Annotated in this window: 16 protein-coding genes and 1 pseudogene; 13 read left to right on the top strand and 4 right to left on the bottom strand. The window is 73.3% G+C overall.

Going from position 1 to position 15,881, the window contains the following annotated elements; genetic code table 11:
- Positions 1–32 precede the first annotated feature (32 nt).
- The 3 genes from ABR737_RS13230 to ABR737_RS13220 are packed head-to-tail and all read right to left on the bottom strand — an operon-like array spanning position 33 to position 3,626.
- On the bottom strand, positions 33–776 hold the full coding sequence (locus ABR737_RS13230) for a succinate dehydrogenase/fumarate reductase iron-sulfur subunit (RefSeq protein WP_350250378.1): 744 nt from the start codon (positions 774–776) through the stop codon (positions 33–35).
- A complete protein-coding gene (locus tag ABR737_RS13225) occupies positions 773–2,860 on the bottom strand; it encodes a fumarate reductase/succinate dehydrogenase flavoprotein subunit (RefSeq protein WP_350250377.1) in 2,088 nt (695 codons plus the stop codon). Before ABR737_RS13225 ends, ABR737_RS13230 begins: the two co-directional genes overlap by 4 nt.
- Position 2,861: 1 nt before the next feature.
- Positions 2,862–3,626, bottom strand: a complete 765-nt coding sequence (locus ABR737_RS13220; RefSeq protein WP_350250376.1) for a succinate dehydrogenase cytochrome b subunit — start codon at positions 3,624–3,626, stop codon at positions 2,862–2,864.
- A 98-nt stretch (positions 3,627–3,724) separates the two neighbouring features.
- Between ABR737_RS13220 and ABR737_RS13215 the strand changes: the two genes are divergently transcribed.
- Both ABR737_RS13215 and ABR737_RS13210 read left to right on the top strand, forming a co-directional pair.
- The gene (locus tag ABR737_RS13215; RefSeq protein ID WP_350250375.1) at positions 3,725–4,621 is read left to right on the top strand and encodes a LysR family transcriptional regulator; all 897 of its coding nucleotides are present in this window, start codon (positions 3,725–3,727) and stop codon (positions 4,619–4,621) included.
- 99 nt (positions 4,622–4,720) lie between these two features.
- Positions 4,721–5,353, top strand: coding sequence for a TIGR03085 family metal-binding protein (locus ABR737_RS13210; RefSeq protein WP_350250374.1), 633 nt, complete (start codon positions 4,721–4,723; stop codon positions 5,351–5,353).
- Between the two features lie 96 nt (positions 5,354–5,449).
- Here the strand turns inward: ABR737_RS13210 and ABR737_RS13205 are convergent, their stop codons facing one another.
- Positions 5,450–5,593: a hypothetical protein gene (locus tag ABR737_RS13205; protein ID WP_350250373.1), complete on the bottom strand. Its 144-nt coding sequence runs from the start codon at positions 5,591–5,593 to the stop codon at positions 5,450–5,452.
- Positions 5,594–5,626: 33 nt separating this feature from the next.
- On the opposite strand from ABR737_RS13205, the gene hisI reads away from it, so the two are divergent.
- From hisI to lgt, 11 genes and pseudogenes are all read left to right on the top strand, one after another.
- Positions 5,627–6,016 carry a phosphoribosyl-AMP cyclohydrolase gene (hisI, locus tag ABR737_RS13200; protein WP_350250372.1) on the top strand — a complete coding sequence of 130 codons (390 nt, stop codon included), beginning with the start codon at positions 5,627–5,629 and terminating at the stop codon, positions 6,014–6,016.
- 11 nt (positions 6,017–6,027) lie between these two features.
- Entirely contained in the window at positions 6,028–7,581 is a 1,554-nt protein-coding gene (locus ABR737_RS13195) for an anthranilate synthase component I (RefSeq protein WP_350250371.1), read from the top strand.
- A gap of 66 nt (positions 7,582–7,647) precedes the next feature.
- Positions 7,648–8,313 (top strand): TIGR02234 family membrane protein, encoded by a 666-nt coding sequence (locus ABR737_RS13190; RefSeq protein ID WP_350250370.1) that lies wholly within the window; start codon positions 7,648–7,650, stop codon positions 8,311–8,313.
- Between the two features lie 85 nt (positions 8,314–8,398).
- Positions 8,399–8,644: an HGxxPAAW family protein gene (locus ABR737_RS13185; protein ID WP_350250369.1), complete on the top strand. Its 246-nt coding sequence runs from the start codon at positions 8,399–8,401 to the stop codon at positions 8,642–8,644.
- Between the two features lie 222 nt (positions 8,645–8,866).
- On the top strand, positions 8,867–9,313 hold the full coding sequence (locus tag ABR737_RS13180) for a DUF2752 domain-containing protein (protein ID WP_350250368.1): 447 nt from the start codon (positions 8,867–8,869) through the stop codon (positions 9,311–9,313).
- 184 nt (positions 9,314–9,497) lie between these two features.
- Positions 9,498–10,307: an indole-3-glycerol phosphate synthase TrpC gene (trpC, locus tag ABR737_RS13175; protein ID WP_030088821.1), complete on the top strand. Its 810-nt coding sequence runs from the start codon at positions 9,498–9,500 to the stop codon at positions 10,305–10,307.
- 25 nt (positions 10,308–10,332) lie between these two features.
- The gene (trpM, locus tag ABR737_RS43910; RefSeq protein WP_502964312.1) at positions 10,333–10,623 is read left to right on the top strand and encodes a tryptophan biosynthesis modulator TrpM; all 291 of its coding nucleotides are present in this window, start codon (positions 10,333–10,335) and stop codon (positions 10,621–10,623) included.
- 499 nt (positions 10,624–11,122) lie between these two features.
- Positions 11,123–12,409, top strand: coding sequence for a tryptophan synthase subunit beta (gene trpB, locus ABR737_RS13170; RefSeq protein WP_350250367.1), 1,287 nt, complete (start codon positions 11,123–11,125; stop codon positions 12,407–12,409).
- The gene (gene trpA, locus ABR737_RS13165) at positions 12,406–13,224 is read left to right on the top strand and encodes a tryptophan synthase subunit alpha (RefSeq protein ID WP_350250366.1); all 819 of its coding nucleotides are present in this window, start codon (positions 12,406–12,408) and stop codon (positions 13,222–13,224) included. The genes trpB and trpA overlap by 4 nt, the downstream gene beginning before the upstream one ends.
- Positions 13,225–13,351: 127 nt before the next feature.
- The gene (locus ABR737_RS13160; protein ID WP_350250365.1) at positions 13,352–14,299 is read left to right on the top strand and encodes a DsbA family protein; all 948 of its coding nucleotides are present in this window, start codon (positions 13,352–13,354) and stop codon (positions 14,297–14,299) included.
- Between the two features lie 230 nt (positions 14,300–14,529).
- Positions 14,530–15,570 (top strand): annotated as a pseudogene (lgt, locus tag ABR737_RS13155) (prolipoprotein diacylglyceryl transferase); the annotation flags it as partial.
- Positions 15,571–15,881 lie beyond the last annotated feature (311 nt).

The raw sequence follows: 15,881 nt of genomic DNA, 5'->3' as shown, positions 1-15,881 counted from the left end.
GGGCGCATCCGCCGGGGCCGCCGCGGTCCGGCTCACCGCCCCTTGCGTGCCGCCCGGACGAACTCCCGGTTCATCGTGGCGATGCTGAAGAGCGGGATCCCCTTGGGGCAGGCCGTCGCGCACGCCCCGGTATTCGTGCAGCCGCCAAAGCCCTCGGCGTCCATCCGTCCCACCATGTCCAGGACGCGGCTCTCCCGTTCCGGGGCGCCCTGGGGCAGGGAGTTGAGGTGGACGACCTTGGCGGCGGTGAAGAGCATCGCCGAGCCGTTGGGGCAGGCCGCCACGCAGGCGCCGCAGCCGATGCACTCGGCGTGCTCGAAGGCGGTGTCGGCGGCCGGTTTGGGTACGGCGGTGGCGTGTGCCTCGGGGGCGGCGCCGGTCGGGGCCGTGATGTAGCCGCCGGACCCGATGATGCGGTCGAAGGCGGAGCGGTCGACGACCAGGTCCTTGACGACCGGGAAGGCGGCGGCCCGCCACGGCTCGATGTCGAGGGTGTCGCCGTCCCGGAAGGACCGCATGTGCAGCTGGCAGGTGGTGGTCCGCTCGGGGCCGTGCGCCTCGCCGTTGATGACGAGCGAGCAGGCGCCGCAGATGCCCTCGCGGCAGTCGTGGTCGAAGGCGACCGGATCGTCACCGCTCAGCAGGAGCTCTTCGTTGAGGGTGTCGAGCATTTCCAGGAACGACATGTCCGGTGAGATGCCGTCCACCTCGTAGGTGGACAGGGCGCCCGGGGCGTCGGCGTGCTGCTGGCGCCAGATGCGCAGGGTGAGCTTCATGCGTAGCTCCGCTGGGTGGGGTGGACGTACTCGAAGACCAGGTCTTCCTTGTGGAGGACGGGGGCCGCGCCGGTGGCGGTGAACTCCCAGGCGGCCGCGTAGGAGAACTCCTCGTCCCGGCGGGCGGCCTCGCCGTCGGGGGTCTGCGACTCCTCGCGGAAGTGGCCGCCGCAGGACTCGGCGCGGTGCAGTGCGTCGAGGCACATCAGCTCGGCGAGCTCCAGGTAGTCGACGATGCGGTGGGCCTTCTCCAGGGACTGGTTGAACTCCTCGCCGGTGCCGGGCACCTTGACGCGGCGCCAGAACTCCTCGCGGATCCGCGGAATCCGGTCGAGGGCCGTGCGCAGCCCCTCGTCCGTGCGGGCCATTCCGCAGTACTCCCACAACAGGGCGCCGATCTCGCGGTGGAAGGAGTCGGGAGTGCGGTCGCCGTCCACGGCGAGCAGCCGCGTCAGGCGTGCCGTGGTCTCCGCGGCGGCCGCGACGGCCGCCGGGTGGCCCTCGTCCACGGGGGCGAGGGGGGTGCGGGCCAGGTAGTCGTTGAGGGCCGGCGGCAGGACGAAGTAGCCGTCGGCGAGGCCCTGCATCAGGGCGGAGGCGCCGAGGCGGTTGGCGCCGTGGTCGGAGAAGTTGGCCTCCCCGATGGCGAACAGGCCGGGGACGGTGGTCTGCAGGTCGTAGTCGACCCACAGGCCGCCCATCGTGTAGTGCACAGCGGGGTAGATCCGCATCGGCGTCTCGTACGGGTTCTCCGCGGTGATCCGCGCGTACATGTCGAAGAGGTTGCCGTACTTCTCCTCGACCGCGGCCCTGCCCGTCCGGGCGATCGCGTCGGCGAAGTCCAGGTACACGCCCTGACCGCCGGGACCGACGCCGCGGCCCTCGTCGCAGACGCTCTTGGCGGCGCGCGAGGCGATGTCGCGGGGCACGAGATTGCCGAAGGAGGGGTAGCGGCGCTCCAGGTAGTAGTCGCGCTCCTCCTCGGGGATCCGGTCGGGCGGGCGGACGTCGCCCCGGGCCTTCGGGACCCAGATCCGGCCGTCGTTGCGCAGCGACTCGCTCATCAGCGTGAGCTTGGACTGGTGGTCGCCGGTGCGCGGGATGCAGGTGGGGTGGATCTGGGTGAAGCAGGGGTTGGCGAAGTACGCCCCGCGCCGGTGCGCCCGCCAGATCGCGGTGGCGTTGGAGTGCATGGCGTTCGTCGACAGGTAGAAGACGTTGCCGTAGCCGCCGGACGCCAGGACCACCGCATCCGCGATGTGGCATTCGATCCGGCCGGTGACCAGGTCCCGGGCGACGATGCCGCGGGCCCGGCCGTCGACGACGATCAGGTCGAGCATTTCGGTACGGGCATGCAGGCGCACCGTCCCGGCCGCGATCTGCCGGGAGAGCGCCTGATAGGCCCCGAGCAGCAGTTGCTGCCCCGTCTGGCCGCGGGCGTAGAACGTACGGGAGACCTGGACGCCGCCGAAGGAGCGGGTGTCGAGCAGGCCGCCGTACTCGCGGGCGAACGGCACACCCTGGGCCACGCACTGGTCGATGATCCCGACGGAGATCTGCGCGAGCCGGTGCACATTGGACTCCCGGGCGCGGAAGTCGCCGCCCTTGACGGTGTCGTGGAAGAGCCGGTGGACGGAGTCGCCGTCGTTGCGGTAGTTCTTCGCCGCGTTGATCCCGCCCTGGGCGGCGATGGAGTGCGCCCGGCGCGGGGAGTCCTGGTAGCAGAACTGCTCGACGTGGTAGCCCTGTTCGGCGAGGGTGGCGCCCGCCGCACCGCCCGCGAGACCGGTGCCGACGACGATGACGGTGTGCTTGCGGCGGTTGGCCGGGCCCACGAGCCTGGCCTCGAAGCGGCGGCGGTCCCAGCGCTCGGCGACCGGCCCGCCGGGGGCCGCGGTGTCGGCGACGGGGGCGCCGGTCGGGTAGTCGGCGTAGCTGGCGTACGGCGTCGTGACGGGGGCCGGAGCCGTGCGGGCGGTCGGCGTCGCCTCGGCAGTCGGAGCCGGAGCCGGACCGGCAGTCGGCTTCGGCTCGTTGGTCGACATCGGCTCGGGGGTCGGAGTCGGCTCGGTGGTCGATGTCATGTCAGCTCACTACTCCGGTCATCACGGCGACGGGGACGGCGAGGAAGCCCGCGGTCAGGACGGCGGCGAGGGCGTTCGCGAGGGCCTTGAGCGTCCGGTCGCGGCCGGGCCGGTTGGCGCCCAGCGTCTGCGCGGCGCTCCAGAAGCCGTGCCGGACGTGCAGGCCCAGGGCGAGCATCGCCACGAGGTAGACGGCGTTGCCGTACCAGGTGGAGAAGGTGGCGACCACGTTCGCGTACGGGTGTCCTGCCTCGGCGCGCGGATTCACCGTCAGCGTCGTCAGGTCCAGGAGGTGCCAGACGAGGAACAGGCCGAGGATGACACCGCCCCAGCGCATCGTCCGGGTGGCGTAGCTCGCGCGGCGGCCGGGCGCCGGGAGAGGCAGGCGCGACGCGAGGCGCCTCGGCCCGGGGTGGTGGCCGGGCGACGGGCGGGCGTACTTCACCGGCCGGGCGGCCAGGTCGCGACGGCTGAGCTGGTACGCGGCCACCGCATGCACCACGACCGCGGCCAGCAGCACCACCCGCGCGATCCACAGGAACCACTCGTGGTGCAGGAACGGCTCGCCGATGGTGCGCAGCCAGGCGGCGTACGCATCGAAGTCCGCCGCACCGAAGAAGATCTTGAGGTTGCCCAGCATATGGACGACCAGATACAGCAGCATCACGAGGCCGCTGACGGCCATCGCCGTCTTCTTGCCGACGGTCGAGCGCCACAGGAGGCCCGCGAAGGACGGCCGTCGGCCCGTCCGTGTGTCCAGTGCCATGAGTCCCGACGGTAGGGACCGCCTTCCGATCAGTCCAAGACATGGTCCGGCTCATCTCCATAGGCATCACCTATCACCGTGCGCCTACCCTTCCCCGTATGCAGCTGCAGCAGCTCCGCTACTTCACGGCCGTGGCCGACACCCGGCACTTCACCCGCGCCGCCGAGCGCGAACATGTCGCCCAGCCCTCCCTTTCGCAGCAGATCCGTTCGCTGGAGAGGGAGTTGGGAGCGGAGCTCTTTCACCGCGCCCGCGGCCACATCACCCTCACCGACGCCGGCGAGACACTGCTGCCGTTCGCCCGGCGGATCCTCGCCGATGCCGAGAGCGCCCGTCGCGAGGTCCAGGAGGTCGCCCGGCTGCGCCGCGGGCGGCTGCGCCTCGGCGCCCCGCCCAGCCTGTGCGCCAGCCTCGTCCCCGACGTCCTGCGGGCCTTCCACACCGCGTATCCGGGGGTGGAGCTCCTGGTGACCGAGGACGGCTCGCAGGACCTCGTCAGGGCGCTGGCCGACGGCGCACTGGACCTGGCCCTGGTCATCACCCCGCTCCCGGTCCAGGCCCCCGCGCTGACCACCTCCGACCTGCTGCGCGAGGAACTGGTCGTGGTCTCCGCGCCCGACCGCCCGGCCCCGGTCGGCCGGCGCACCCGCATCCGGGTGGAGGATCTGCAGGACCGGCCGCTGGCCATGTTCCGCCGCGGCTACGACCTGCGAGAATTCACCACCGCTGCGTGCCGGTCGGCCGGTTTCGAGCCCGCCTTCACCGTCGAGGGCGGCGAGATGGACGCGGTCCTCGGCTTCGTCCGGGCCGGGCTGGGCCTCGCCGTGGTCCCCAGCATGGTCGCCGAACGCTCCGGCCTGCGCGTCACCCGCTTCTCGACGCCCGGTATGCACCGTGTGGTCTCCGTCGCCCACCGGGGCGATGTCTCCCCGCCGCGGGCCGCCCGGGAGCTGGAGCGCATTCTGCGCGACCGCCTGGAGCCGGACGGCCCCTGAACGCGGAGGACCCGGCGGACGGGGGAGCGGGGCGGATCACCGGACGGGGCCGGGCGCGGCCCCGTGGCAGGGGGCCGCACCCGGTCGTAGGCTGGCCGCATGTCGACCCATGCGAAGCGTGAACGGCTCCTTCTCGCCGACCTGTTGGAGAGCGCCGGCCCCGAGGCGCCGACGCTGTGCGAGAACTGGAGCGCGCGGGACCTGGCCGCGCATGTGGTGGTGCGCGAGCGGCGCCCCGACGCGGCCGGCGGGCTGCTCGTCAAGCCGCTGGCCGCCCGGCTGGAGCGGGTGCAGGCGGAGTTCGCCGGCAAGCCGTACGAGGAGCTGATCCGGCTGATCAGGACCGGGCCGCCGCGGATGTCGCCGTTCGCCCTCAAGCAGATCGACGAGGCGTCCAACACCGTCGAGTTCTATGTCCACGCCGAGGACGTACGGCGGGCGCAGCCGGACTGGACCGCGCGGGAGCTGGACCCCGTGTTCTCGGACGCGCTCTGGTCCAGGATCGAGCGGATGGCCCGGGTACTGGGCCGCAAGTCGCCGGTGGGCTTGGTGCTGCGGCGACCGGACGGGCGGACGGCGGTGGCCCATCGCGGCACCCCGGTGGTCACGGTCGTCGGCGAGCCGGGCGAGCTGACGATGTTCGCCTTCGGCCGGCAGGAGGCCGCCGAGGTGGAGCTGGACGGCGACAAGGACGCCATCGAGCGGCTGCGGGCGGCGAAGCTGGGGGTGTGAGCCCGGCACCCCGGGAAGCCGGAGGGTGAGCCCCCCCCGCGAAGCCAGAGGTGAGCCCGCCCCCGCAAAGCGGCCGCACCACGGGAACCCGCCCTCTCACGAGCGGAACACCACCACCGCGACCACCACGCCGACCGCCACCGCCGCCGCGAACACCGCCCCCAGTACCCGCACCGCCACCCGCGCGGCGCGGTCCGGGTCCGGCGGCGGTGGCGGCGCGGGCGGCTGCTGATGATGCATGCCTGCAGGATGCCGCACGGCACAATGGACACCATGAGCAGCCGCGCCGCCACCCCGGACACCACCCCCGCCCTGGACCCCGCCATCGCCGCCCGCCTCAAGCGCGGCGCCGACGGCCTGGTCCCCGCCATCGCCCAGCAGTACGACACCGGCGAGGTGCTGATGCTCGGCTGGATGGACGACGAGGCGCTGCACCGCACCCTCACCACAGGACGCTGCACCTACTGGTCCCGCAGCCGCCAGGAGTACTGGGTCAAGGGCGACACCTCCGGCCACGTCCAGCACGTCAAGTCGGTGGCGCTGGACTGCGACGCCGACACCCTCCTGGTCCGCGTCGACCAGGTCGGCGCCGCGTGCCACACCGGCGACCGCACCTGCTTCGATGCGGACGTACTGACCACCGGGGCCGGTCAGGACCAGTAGGCTCCGCTGCCATGACCACGGGAACCACCGGCACCGCCACTCCGGACCTCGACACCTTCCGCACCCTCGCCAAGGACCGACGGGTCATCCCCGTCACCCGGCGCCTGCTCGCGGACGGCGACACCCCGGTCGGGCTCTACCGCAAACTCGCCGCCGAACGCCCCGGCACCTTCCTCCTGGAGTCCGCCGAGAACGGCCGTACGTGGTCGCGCTACTCCTTCATCGGCGTCCGCAGCGCCGCCACGCTCACCACCCGCGACGGGCAGGCGCACTGGCTGGGCACCCCGCCCGTCGGCATGCCGGCCGGCGGCGACCCGCTCGACGCGCTGCGCGACACCGTCGAGGCGCTGCACACCCCCCGCGACCTCATCGAGGGCGAGGGCCTGCCGCCGTTCACCGGCGGCATGGTCGGCTACCTCGGCTACGACATCGTGCGCCGCCTGGAGAGGATCGGCGAGCAGACCGAGGACGACCTGCAGCTGCCCGAGCTGACCATGCTGCTCACCTCCGACCTCGCCGTCCTCGACCACTGGAACGGCACGGTCCTGCTGATCGCCAACGCGATCAACCACAACGACCTCGACACCGGTATCGACGAGGCCTACGCGGACGCGGTGGCCCGCCTGGACGCCATGGCCGACGACCTCGCCCGGCCCGCGCACGCCGGTGCCGCCGCGCTGCCGCCCTCCGAGGTCCCGCCGTACACCGCCGAGTGGGGCGGCCCGGCCTTCCAGGAGGCCGTCGAGGACATCAAGGAGCGCATCCGGGCCGGCGAGGCCTTCCAGGTCGTGCCCTCCCAGCGCTTCGAGACCCCCTGCACGGCGAGCGCGCTGGACGTCTACCGCGTGCTGCGGGCCACCAACCCCAGCCCGTACATGTACCTCTTCCGCTTCGAGGGCGGCAACGGCGGCGAGGACGGCGAGCGGGCGGGCTTCGACGTCGTCGGCTCCAGCCCCGAGGCGCTGGTGAAGGTCGAGGACGGCCGGGCCATGGTCCACCCCATCGCCGGCACCCGCCCGCGCGGCGCGAGCGTCCAGGAGGACCAGGCCCTCGCGGACGAGCTGCTGGCCGACCCCAAGGAACGCGCCGAGCACCTGATGCTGGTCGACCTGGGCCGCAACGACCTGGGCCGGGTGTGCGAGCCGGGCAGCGTCGAGGTCGTCGACTTCATGTCCGTCGAGCGCTACAGCCATGTGATGCACATCGTCTCGACGGTCACCGGGCAGGTGGCCGAGGGCCGCAGCGCCTTCGACGTGCTCACCGCCTGCTTCCCCGCGGGCACGCTCTCCGGCGCCCCCAAGCCGCGCGCCCTGCAGATCATCGAGGAGCTGGAGCCGACCCGGCGCGGTCTGTACGGCGGCTGCGTCGGCTACCTCGACTTCGCCGGCGACTCCGACACCGCCATCGCGATCCGCACCGCCCTGCTGCGCGACGGCACCGCCTACGTCCAGGCGGGCGCCGGAATCGTCGCCGACTCCGACCCAGTGGCCGAGGACACCGAGTGCCGTAACAAGGCGGCGGCGGTGCTGCGCGCCGTGCACACCGCGAACCACCTGGGCGGGTAACCCGCCGCGCCTGTGTTGCCACCCCGCGCGCCGGGCCCCGCCGGCCGGTGCGCGATAGTGGTACCCGTGAGTGCCGTACCCCAGACCCCTGCCGAGACCGAGCCCTCGGTCACGCCCGGGCCCACGCCGGCCAAGTCCGCCTCCCGTGCCAAGCGCAGTCTCGCCCTGGCGCTGCCGGCCGGTGCGGTCGGCGCCGCCCTGGCGCTGCTGGCCTCCGGCCGCACCTGGGCCGAGGGCACCGCCGTGCTGGCCCAGGGCGAGTTGCCGCGCAGCGTGACCGGTGCCGATGTGACCGGTGTGCCCGGCGCGCTGGCCGTCGTCGGGCTGGCCGCGCTGGTCGCCGTCTTCGCGGTGCGCCGCACCGGCCGGATCGCGGTCGCCGTTCTGCTCACGCTCAGCGGCGTGGGCATCGCCGTCGCCGCGGTGCTGGGCAACTCCGACACCTCGGCGCTGCGCGAGAAGGCCGCCACCGCGGTCGGACTGACCAGCGCCGGTGTGCATCACGTCACGCACACCGGATGGCCGTGGGTGGCCGCCGCCGGCGGTCTGCTGCTGCTGCTCGCCGGGCTGCTGGCACTGGTCTGCGGGCGTCACTGGCCTGCCATGTCGGGCCGCTACGAGCGCACGCCGGGTGGCGGCCGCGGCCCGCGCCGGACGCCGCCCGCGCCGGATCTGGACCGGCCCGAGGAGATCTGGAAGTCCCTGGACCGCGGTGAGGACCCCACCCGGTAACGGTGCTCCACCCGGCATCGGTGACAATGGGCGCTGAGGATCACCGCGCCCCGACCCCGGCGCGAGAGAGCAACGAGGAGCATTCATGTCGAGCAGTGGCCACGGACACACCCCCGCCGCCTGGACCGGCGTCATCATCTCGTTCATCGGCTTCTGTGTCTCCGGAGCCTTCATCGTGCTGGGGAACGTGCCCGGCTTCTGGGCCGGCATCGTGCTGATCGGCCTCGGCGCCCTGGCGGGCGGTCTGATGCGCGCGGCCGGCCTGGGCCAGGAGCCCAAGCGCTCGGCCAAGCCGCGCCCCCAGGCGCAGGCGCAGCCGCAGGAGGGCTGAGCCGACCGCGGGAGGGCTGACCTTCCGCACCCGCGGCGCCGCGCCCCGGCGCCGGCCTCGTGGCACCCCTCGAAGGCGCCGCTTCCCGGTCCGTACGCACCCCTGGTGCCGTACCAGCCGTCCGTGCCTCTTCCGTACGGCGGCCGAGAAGCGGCGCCTTCGCGCGTTCCGTACGGCGGCCGAGAAGCTGCGCCCTCGCGCGTGCGGCCGCACAATCGGCACGTGAGCGAACCCGCGGCGCGGCCCCGGCCCGAAGCCCGACTCCACGGCGGGCTGCCCCGCCGTCTGGCGGCGCCCCTGGGCGTCCTGGCCGCCGCCACCGCCGCCTTCGCCTGCCTCGGCATCGTCGACCCGAACGAGCCCGGCCACTACCCGGTCTGCCCCCTGCTGCACCTCACCGGCCTCTTCTGCCCGGCCTGCGGCGGCCTGCGCAGCGCCCATGCCGTCGCCCACGGCGATCTCGTGGCGGCGCTGGGCGCCAATGCCCTCGCGGTGGCCGGGTACGCCGCCTGTGCGGTCTTCTGGGCCCGCTGGGCGGGCCGTGCGGTGCGCGGACGCCCTACGGCGGGCCCGCGGCCGCGAGCCGTCCACTGGTGGGCGCTGGGCGGCCTGCTGCTGGTCTTCACGGTCGTCCGCAACCTCCCCTTCGGCAGCGGGCTGGCACCGTGATCCGCGGGCCGTGCGGGCCGGCCGCGCCCGCCCGTGCGGGGCCCCCGGATGTCCGGGTCGTGGGACCAGCGTCCACCGGATGTGAGACCTGGATCCTTTGGCGGATACCATCGGAGTGCCGGATGGGACAGCTCGTCCCGGCGGCCACTGTCCACCTCCACCGCTCAAGAAGGAGGCCGCTCGCGTGAGTGTGCTCGACGAGATCATCGACGGCGTCCGTGCCGACCTCGCAGAGCGGCAGGCGCGCGTCGGCCTCGACGAGCTCAAGGAGCGGGCCCAGAAGGCACGTCCCGCCAAGGACGGCGTCGCCGCGCTCAAGGGCGAGAGCGTCACGGTGATCTGCGAGGTCAAGCGCTCCAGCCCGTCCAAGGGCGCGCTTGCCGCGATCGCCGACCCGGCCGGTCTGGCCGCCGACTACGAGGCGGGCGGCGCGGCGGTCATCTCCGTCCTGACCGAGCAGCGCAAGTTCGGCGGTTCGCTGGCCGACCTGGAGGCCGTCCGCGCCAAGGTCGACATCCCCGTGCTGCGCAAGGACTTCATCGTCACCGCCTACCAGCTGTGGGAGGCCCGTGCCTACGGTGCCGACCTCGCGCTGCTGATCGTCTCCGCGCTGGAGCAGGAGGCCCTGGTCTCGCTGATCGAGCGGGCCGAGTCGATCGGCCTGACGCCGCTGGTCGAGGTGCACGACGAGGAAGAGGTCGCCCGCGCGGTGGACGCCGGCGCGAAGATCATCGGTGTCAACGCCCGCAATCTGAAGACCCTCGAGGTCGACCGCGGCAACTTCGCCCGGATCGCCCCCGAGATCCCCGACCACATCGTCAAGATCGCCGAGTCCGGGGTGCGCGGGCCGCACGACCTGATCGCGTACGCCAATGACGGCGCGGACGCGGTGCTGGTCGGCGAGTCGCTGGTGACCGGCAAGGACCCCAGGACCGCGGTCGCCGACCTGGTCGCCGCGGGCTCCCACCCGGCGATCCGGCACGGCCGGTCCTGAGCGCCCGGGGACGGCACACACCGACATGACCGCCACCGCCGCAGGCATCCGCTGCCAGGCCCGGGTTCCGTACCCGGGTCCGGCCGGCGCGCGCGCCGCGGCGGGGGCCACCCGCGTCCCGCGCCCGGCGCCGGCCGGCGGTTTCCCGCCCGCCGCTCACCACCTCCCCGAGCCCCGGCGCTGCGCGCTGCCGCCGTGGCACCGCGGCTGCCGCGCGCCCGCGCGACGGGTCCACGGGCGCAGGGTCAGGTACCACATCGGATCCGAGCCGGGACAGATCAACGGCAGGCGATGGCGACCGGGGCCCGCGCGCTGACGCGTCGGCCCCGTCCGGGCGCCGGGGTGGTGGTGGGCGAGGCGGTCATCTGACCGCCTGCTCACACCCCCCACCCCCGAACCCACCCCCGCCCCCTCCCCCGAAGGGGGAGAGGGGGAGGGGGCGGGGGAGCGCCGCGGCTGGCTTCCACGGTTCGCGGCCGGGTTCCACGGCCTGCGGCCGGGTCCCACGCGGCTCGTGGCGCCGGGTCCCAGGGCCCGCGGCCGGGTTGCACGGCTCGCGGCCGGGTCCTACGGCCCGCGACCGGAGCCCACGACCGCGTCCCACGACCGCGGCCGGGCCCCAGGCCCGCGACCGGATCCCACGACGCCGGCCGCCCCTCCGTGAGACCGCCCCGTGCGGCTCCGTGGCGGCACCGGCCCGTGCGGCGCGCGCTGCCCACCGTGATGCCCGAATTCCGAACCCGAATTCCGAATCCTTATCTCTCCGACACAACCGGACTTCCGGGGCCACCCGCCCCGGCCGAGGAGTGCGTCTGATGTCCTCCGATTTCTTCCTTCCCGACCCCGAGGGGCGCGTCCCCAGCGCCGAAGGCTATTTCGGCGCCTTCGGCGGCAAGTTCATCCCCGAGGCGCTGGTCGCCGCGGTCGACGAGGTCGCCGCCGAGTACGAGAAGGCCAAGGCGGACCCCGCGTTCGCCGCCGAGCTCAACGACCTGATGGTCAACTACACCGGGCGCCCCAGCGCGCTCACCGAGGTGTCGCGGTTCGCCGAACACGCCGGCGGGGCCCGGGTGTTCCTCAAGCGCGAGGACCTCAACCACACCGGCTCGCACAAGATCAACAACGTACTGGGCCAGGCGCTGCTCACCAAGCGGATGGGCAAGACCCGGGTCATCGCCGAGACCGGCGCCGGCCAGCACGGCGTCGCCACCGCCACCGCCTGCGCGCTCTTCGGTCTCGAATGCACCATCTACATGGGCGAGATCGACACCCAGCGGCAGGCTCTCAACGTGGCCCGGATGCGGATGCTCGGCGCCGAGGTCATCGCCGTGAAGTCCGGCAGCCGCACCCTCAAGGACGCCATCAACGAGGCCTTCCGCGACTGGGTGGCCAACGTCGACCACACCCACTACCTGTTCGGGACCGTCGCGGGACCGCACCCCTTCCCCGCGATGGTGCGCGACTTCCACCGCGTCATCGGCGTCGAGGCGCGCCGCCAGATCCTGGAGCGCGCGGGCCGCCTGCCGGACGCGGCCGTCGCCTGTGTCGGCGGCGGCTCCAACGCCATCGGGCTCTTCCACGCCTTCCTCCCGGACGCCGGCGTACGGCTCGTCGGCTGCGAGCCGGCCGGCCACGGCATCGCGACCGGCGAGCACGCGGCCACCCTGAGCGCCGGTGAGCCGGGCATCCTGCACGGCTCCCGGAGCTACGTCCTGCAGGACGAGGAGGGCCAGATCACCGAGCCGTACTCCATCTCGGCCGGCCTCGACTACCCGGGCATCGGGCCCGAGCACGCCTACCTCAAGGACAGCGGCCGCGGTGAGTACCGCGCCGTCACCGACGACGCCGCGATGCAGGCGCTGCGCCTGCTCTCGCAGACCGAGGGCATCATCCCGGCCATCGAGAGCGCCCACGCGCTCGCCGGTGCCCTGGACCTCGGCAAGGAGCTCGGCAGCGACGGACTGATCGTCGTCAACCTGTCCGGGCGCGGCGACAAGGACATGGACACCGCCGCCCGTTACTTCGACCTGTACGACACGGACGCCGCCGTCGAGGCGGACAACGGCACCGCCGGCGCGGAGATCGAAGGGGACGTCAAGTGAGCGGGAACATCAAGCTGTTGAGTGACACCCTCGCCGCCGCCAAGGCCGAGGGCCGCTCCGCCCTCATCGCCTACCTGCCGGCCGGGTTCCCGACCGTCGACGGCGGCATCGAGGCGGCCAAGGCCGTCTTCGACGGCGGCGCGGACGTCGTGGAGGTCGGGCTGCCGCACAGCGACCCGGTCCTGGACGGCCCCGTCATCCAGACCGCCGACGACATCGCCCTGCGCGGCGGGGTGAAGATCGCGGACGTGATGCGGACGGTGCGCGAGGCACACCGGGCCACCGGCAAGCCCGTCCTCGTCATGACGTACTGGAACCCGATCGACCGCTACGGCATCGAGCGGTTCACCGCCGAGCTCGCCGAGGCGGGCGGCGCCGGCTGCATCCTGCCCGACCTGCCGGTCCAGGAGTCCGCGACCTGGCGGGAGCACGCCGACAAGCACGGCCTCGCCACCGTCTTCGTCGTCGCCCCCAGCAGCAAGGACGCGCGGCTGGCCGAGATCACGGCCGCGGGCTCCGGCTTCGTCTACGCCGCCTCGCTGATGGGCGTCACGGGCACCCGTGAGTCGGTGGGGGCGCAGGCGCAGGACCTCGTGCGGCGTACCAAGGCGACCACCGCCCTGCCGGTCTGCGTCGGCCTGGGCGTCTCCAACCCCGAACAGGCCGCCGAGGTGGCTCAGTTCGCGGACGGAGTGATTGTCGGCTCGGCGTTCGTCAAGCGGCTGCTGGCGGCGGACGGCGACCTGGCGGACGGTCTCGCCGGGATCCGCGCCCTGGCAGCCGAGCTGGCCGAGGGCGTGCGCAAGCGGGCCTAGCGCGGTGCGCACCGCCGGTCCCGCAGGGATGCGGGACCGGCGCGCTGTCCCCGGCGTTGTCCCTCGATAGGGCGAACATCGGTGCGGAGGGGTGCGGCGGCACCCCTCCGCTTCGTTGTCCAGGGGCGTGAGCCAGAAGAATCATGAGGGTAAGAGAACCGCCCGCGAGCGGCTGCAGGAACAGCGGGAAAAGGAGAGGGCACGCGCCCGGCGCGGCCGGCAGGCCGTCGTCGCCGGATCGGTGGTGGTGGTGCTGGCGGTCGCCGGCGGCATCGCCGTCTGGGCGACCTCGGCCGGCAGCGGCAAGAGCGGTTCCGACAACGAAACCGCCCGCCCGAAGCAGGCCAGTGGCGGCAGCAGCCCCGCTATTCCCGTCGGTGCGGCGGGCGCCCCTTCCACACTCACCGTGTGGGAGGACTTCCGCTGCCCCGCCTGCCAGCAGTTCGAGACCGGCTTCCGCCCGGCCATCCACGAGTTGCAGGACTCCGGACAGCTCAAGAACGAGTACCACCTCGTGACGATCATTGACGGGAACGCCGGCGGCAAGGGGTCCCGCAACGCCGCCAACGCCGCCCTCTGCGCCCAGGACGCAGGGAAGTTCCGCGACTACCACGACGTCCTCTACTCCCACCAGCCGCCCGAGGAGGAGGACAAGTTCGCCGACAAGCAGTACCTCCTCCAACTCGCCGGCAAGGTCAAGGGGCTGGTGACCCCCGCCTTCACCCGGTGCGTCAACGACGGCAGGTACGACCACTTCGTGCAGAAGTCCACCGACGCCTTCGCCAAGTCCGGATACCGCGGTACCCCGACCGTCCTGCTCAACGGAAAGGACCTCTCGAAGGAGAAGGGCGGCCGCCTCACCCCCGCCGACCTGAAGAAGATGGTGCAGGACGCCAACAAGGGCAAGCAGCCCGGGAAAAGCGCCTCGCCGCACACCGGCGCCTCACCGCACCCGACCACCTCGACTCGCGGGAGGCAGGCCGTCCGGAGCACCCCGTCCCGGGGAGAACAGGCCGTCCCGGGCGCTTCGCCCCGGGAAAAGCAGCACGGCACGAGCGCCGCACCGGGGAACTAGGGGCTCAGCCGGGGTCCTTGGGGACTCAGCCGGGACCCCGGGGGACTCAGCCGGGGTCCTTGGGGACTCAGGGAAAGCAGACACCTCTGGCGGTCCCGGCGGGCTCCGCCCCGGCGGCGCCGCGGTCCTCCCGGACACACAGCGTCATCGCAGGACAGCGGGGTCGTTACGCAGCCGTTGCCGGGCGGGTTGTCGCCGACCCCGCCCGGCGCGGTAGCGTCGACCTTGCCATGGACCTCGCATTCATTCCCAGCCCGTCGGTCGGCGTCGTACATCTCGGCCCGATCCCGCTGCGCGGCTACGCATTCTGCATCATCATCGGCGTCTTCGTCGGCGTCTGGCTCGGCAACAAGCGCTGGGTACAGCGCGGCGGCCGCTCCGGCACCGTCGCCGACATCGCCGTGTGGGCCGTGCCCTTCGGGCTGGTCGGCGGCCGCCTCTACCACGTCATCACGACGTACGAGCCGTACTTCGGCCCGAACGGCCACCCGCTCGACGCCTTCAAGGTGTGGGAGGGCGGCCTCGGCATCTGGGGCGCGGTCGCGCTCGGTGCCGTGGGCGCCTGGATCGGCTGCCGCCGGCGGGGCATCCCGCTGCCCGCCTACGCCGACGCGCTGGCGCCGGGCCTCGCCATCGGGCAGGCGATCGGCCGTTGGGGCAACTGGTTCAACCAGGAGCTGTACGGCAAGCCGACCGATGTCCCGTGGGCGCTGCAGATCAGCTCCGACCCGGCGATCGGACGGATCGGCGGCACCTACCACCCGACCTTCCTCTACGAGAGCCTGTGGTGCCTCGGAGTGGCGGCGCTGGTGATCTGGGCCGACAAGCGCTTCCGGCTCGGCCACGGGCGGGCCTTCGCGCTCTACGTCGCGGCCTACTGCGCCGGACGCGCCTGGATCGAGTACATGCGGGTCGACGAGGCGCACCACATCCTGGGCCTGCGGCTCAACGTCTGGACCGCGCTGATCGTGTTCATTCTGGCCATCGCCTACCTGGTGGTCTCCGCCAAGAAGGCACCCGGCAGGGAAGCGGTCGTCGAACCGGGGGCGCAGCTCGCCGAGGGTGAGAGCGGCGACGAGGGCGGCGAAGCCACCAAGGGCGCGGACGGCGCCAAGAGTGCCGAAGGCGGCGCCGAAGCCGAAGCTGAAGCCGGTGCTGATGCCGCGGCCGTGAAGGCCTCGCCGAAGCCGGCCTCCGCCGACGGGACGGAGCCGGGCGCCGACGGGACCGCGCAGGCAGAGCAGGCCGAGGAGTCCGCGAAGTCCGCGAAGTCTGCCGACTCCGAGAAGCCCGCGGAGTCCGCGAAGGACGAGCCCGCGGGCGCGACGGCCGAGGACGCGGCGGACGCCCCCGCGGCGGACGCCCCCGCGGCGGACGCCCCCGCGGCGGACGCTCCCGAGACGGATGCCGCCAAGCCCGCCGGCAGCGGCAGCACCAAGAAGTCCTGAGGCGGCCACCGGCCGCCGACCGCGCCGGGCGGACCCGATTCGTCGGATCCGCCCGGCGCCGTGCTGTCCCGGTGGCGCGCCCGGCGTGCTCGCTGCGGTCCGGGGCGACGGCGCCCTCCGGGGCGACCGCGTCC

This window comes from Streptomyces sp. Edi2, assembly GCF_040253635.1.
GTDB lineage: Bacteria > Actinomycetota > Actinomycetes > Streptomycetales > Streptomycetaceae > Streptomyces.
The sequence above is the reverse complement of the archived record's forward strand: the minus strand, read 5'-3'. Positions and strand labels throughout refer to the sequence as shown.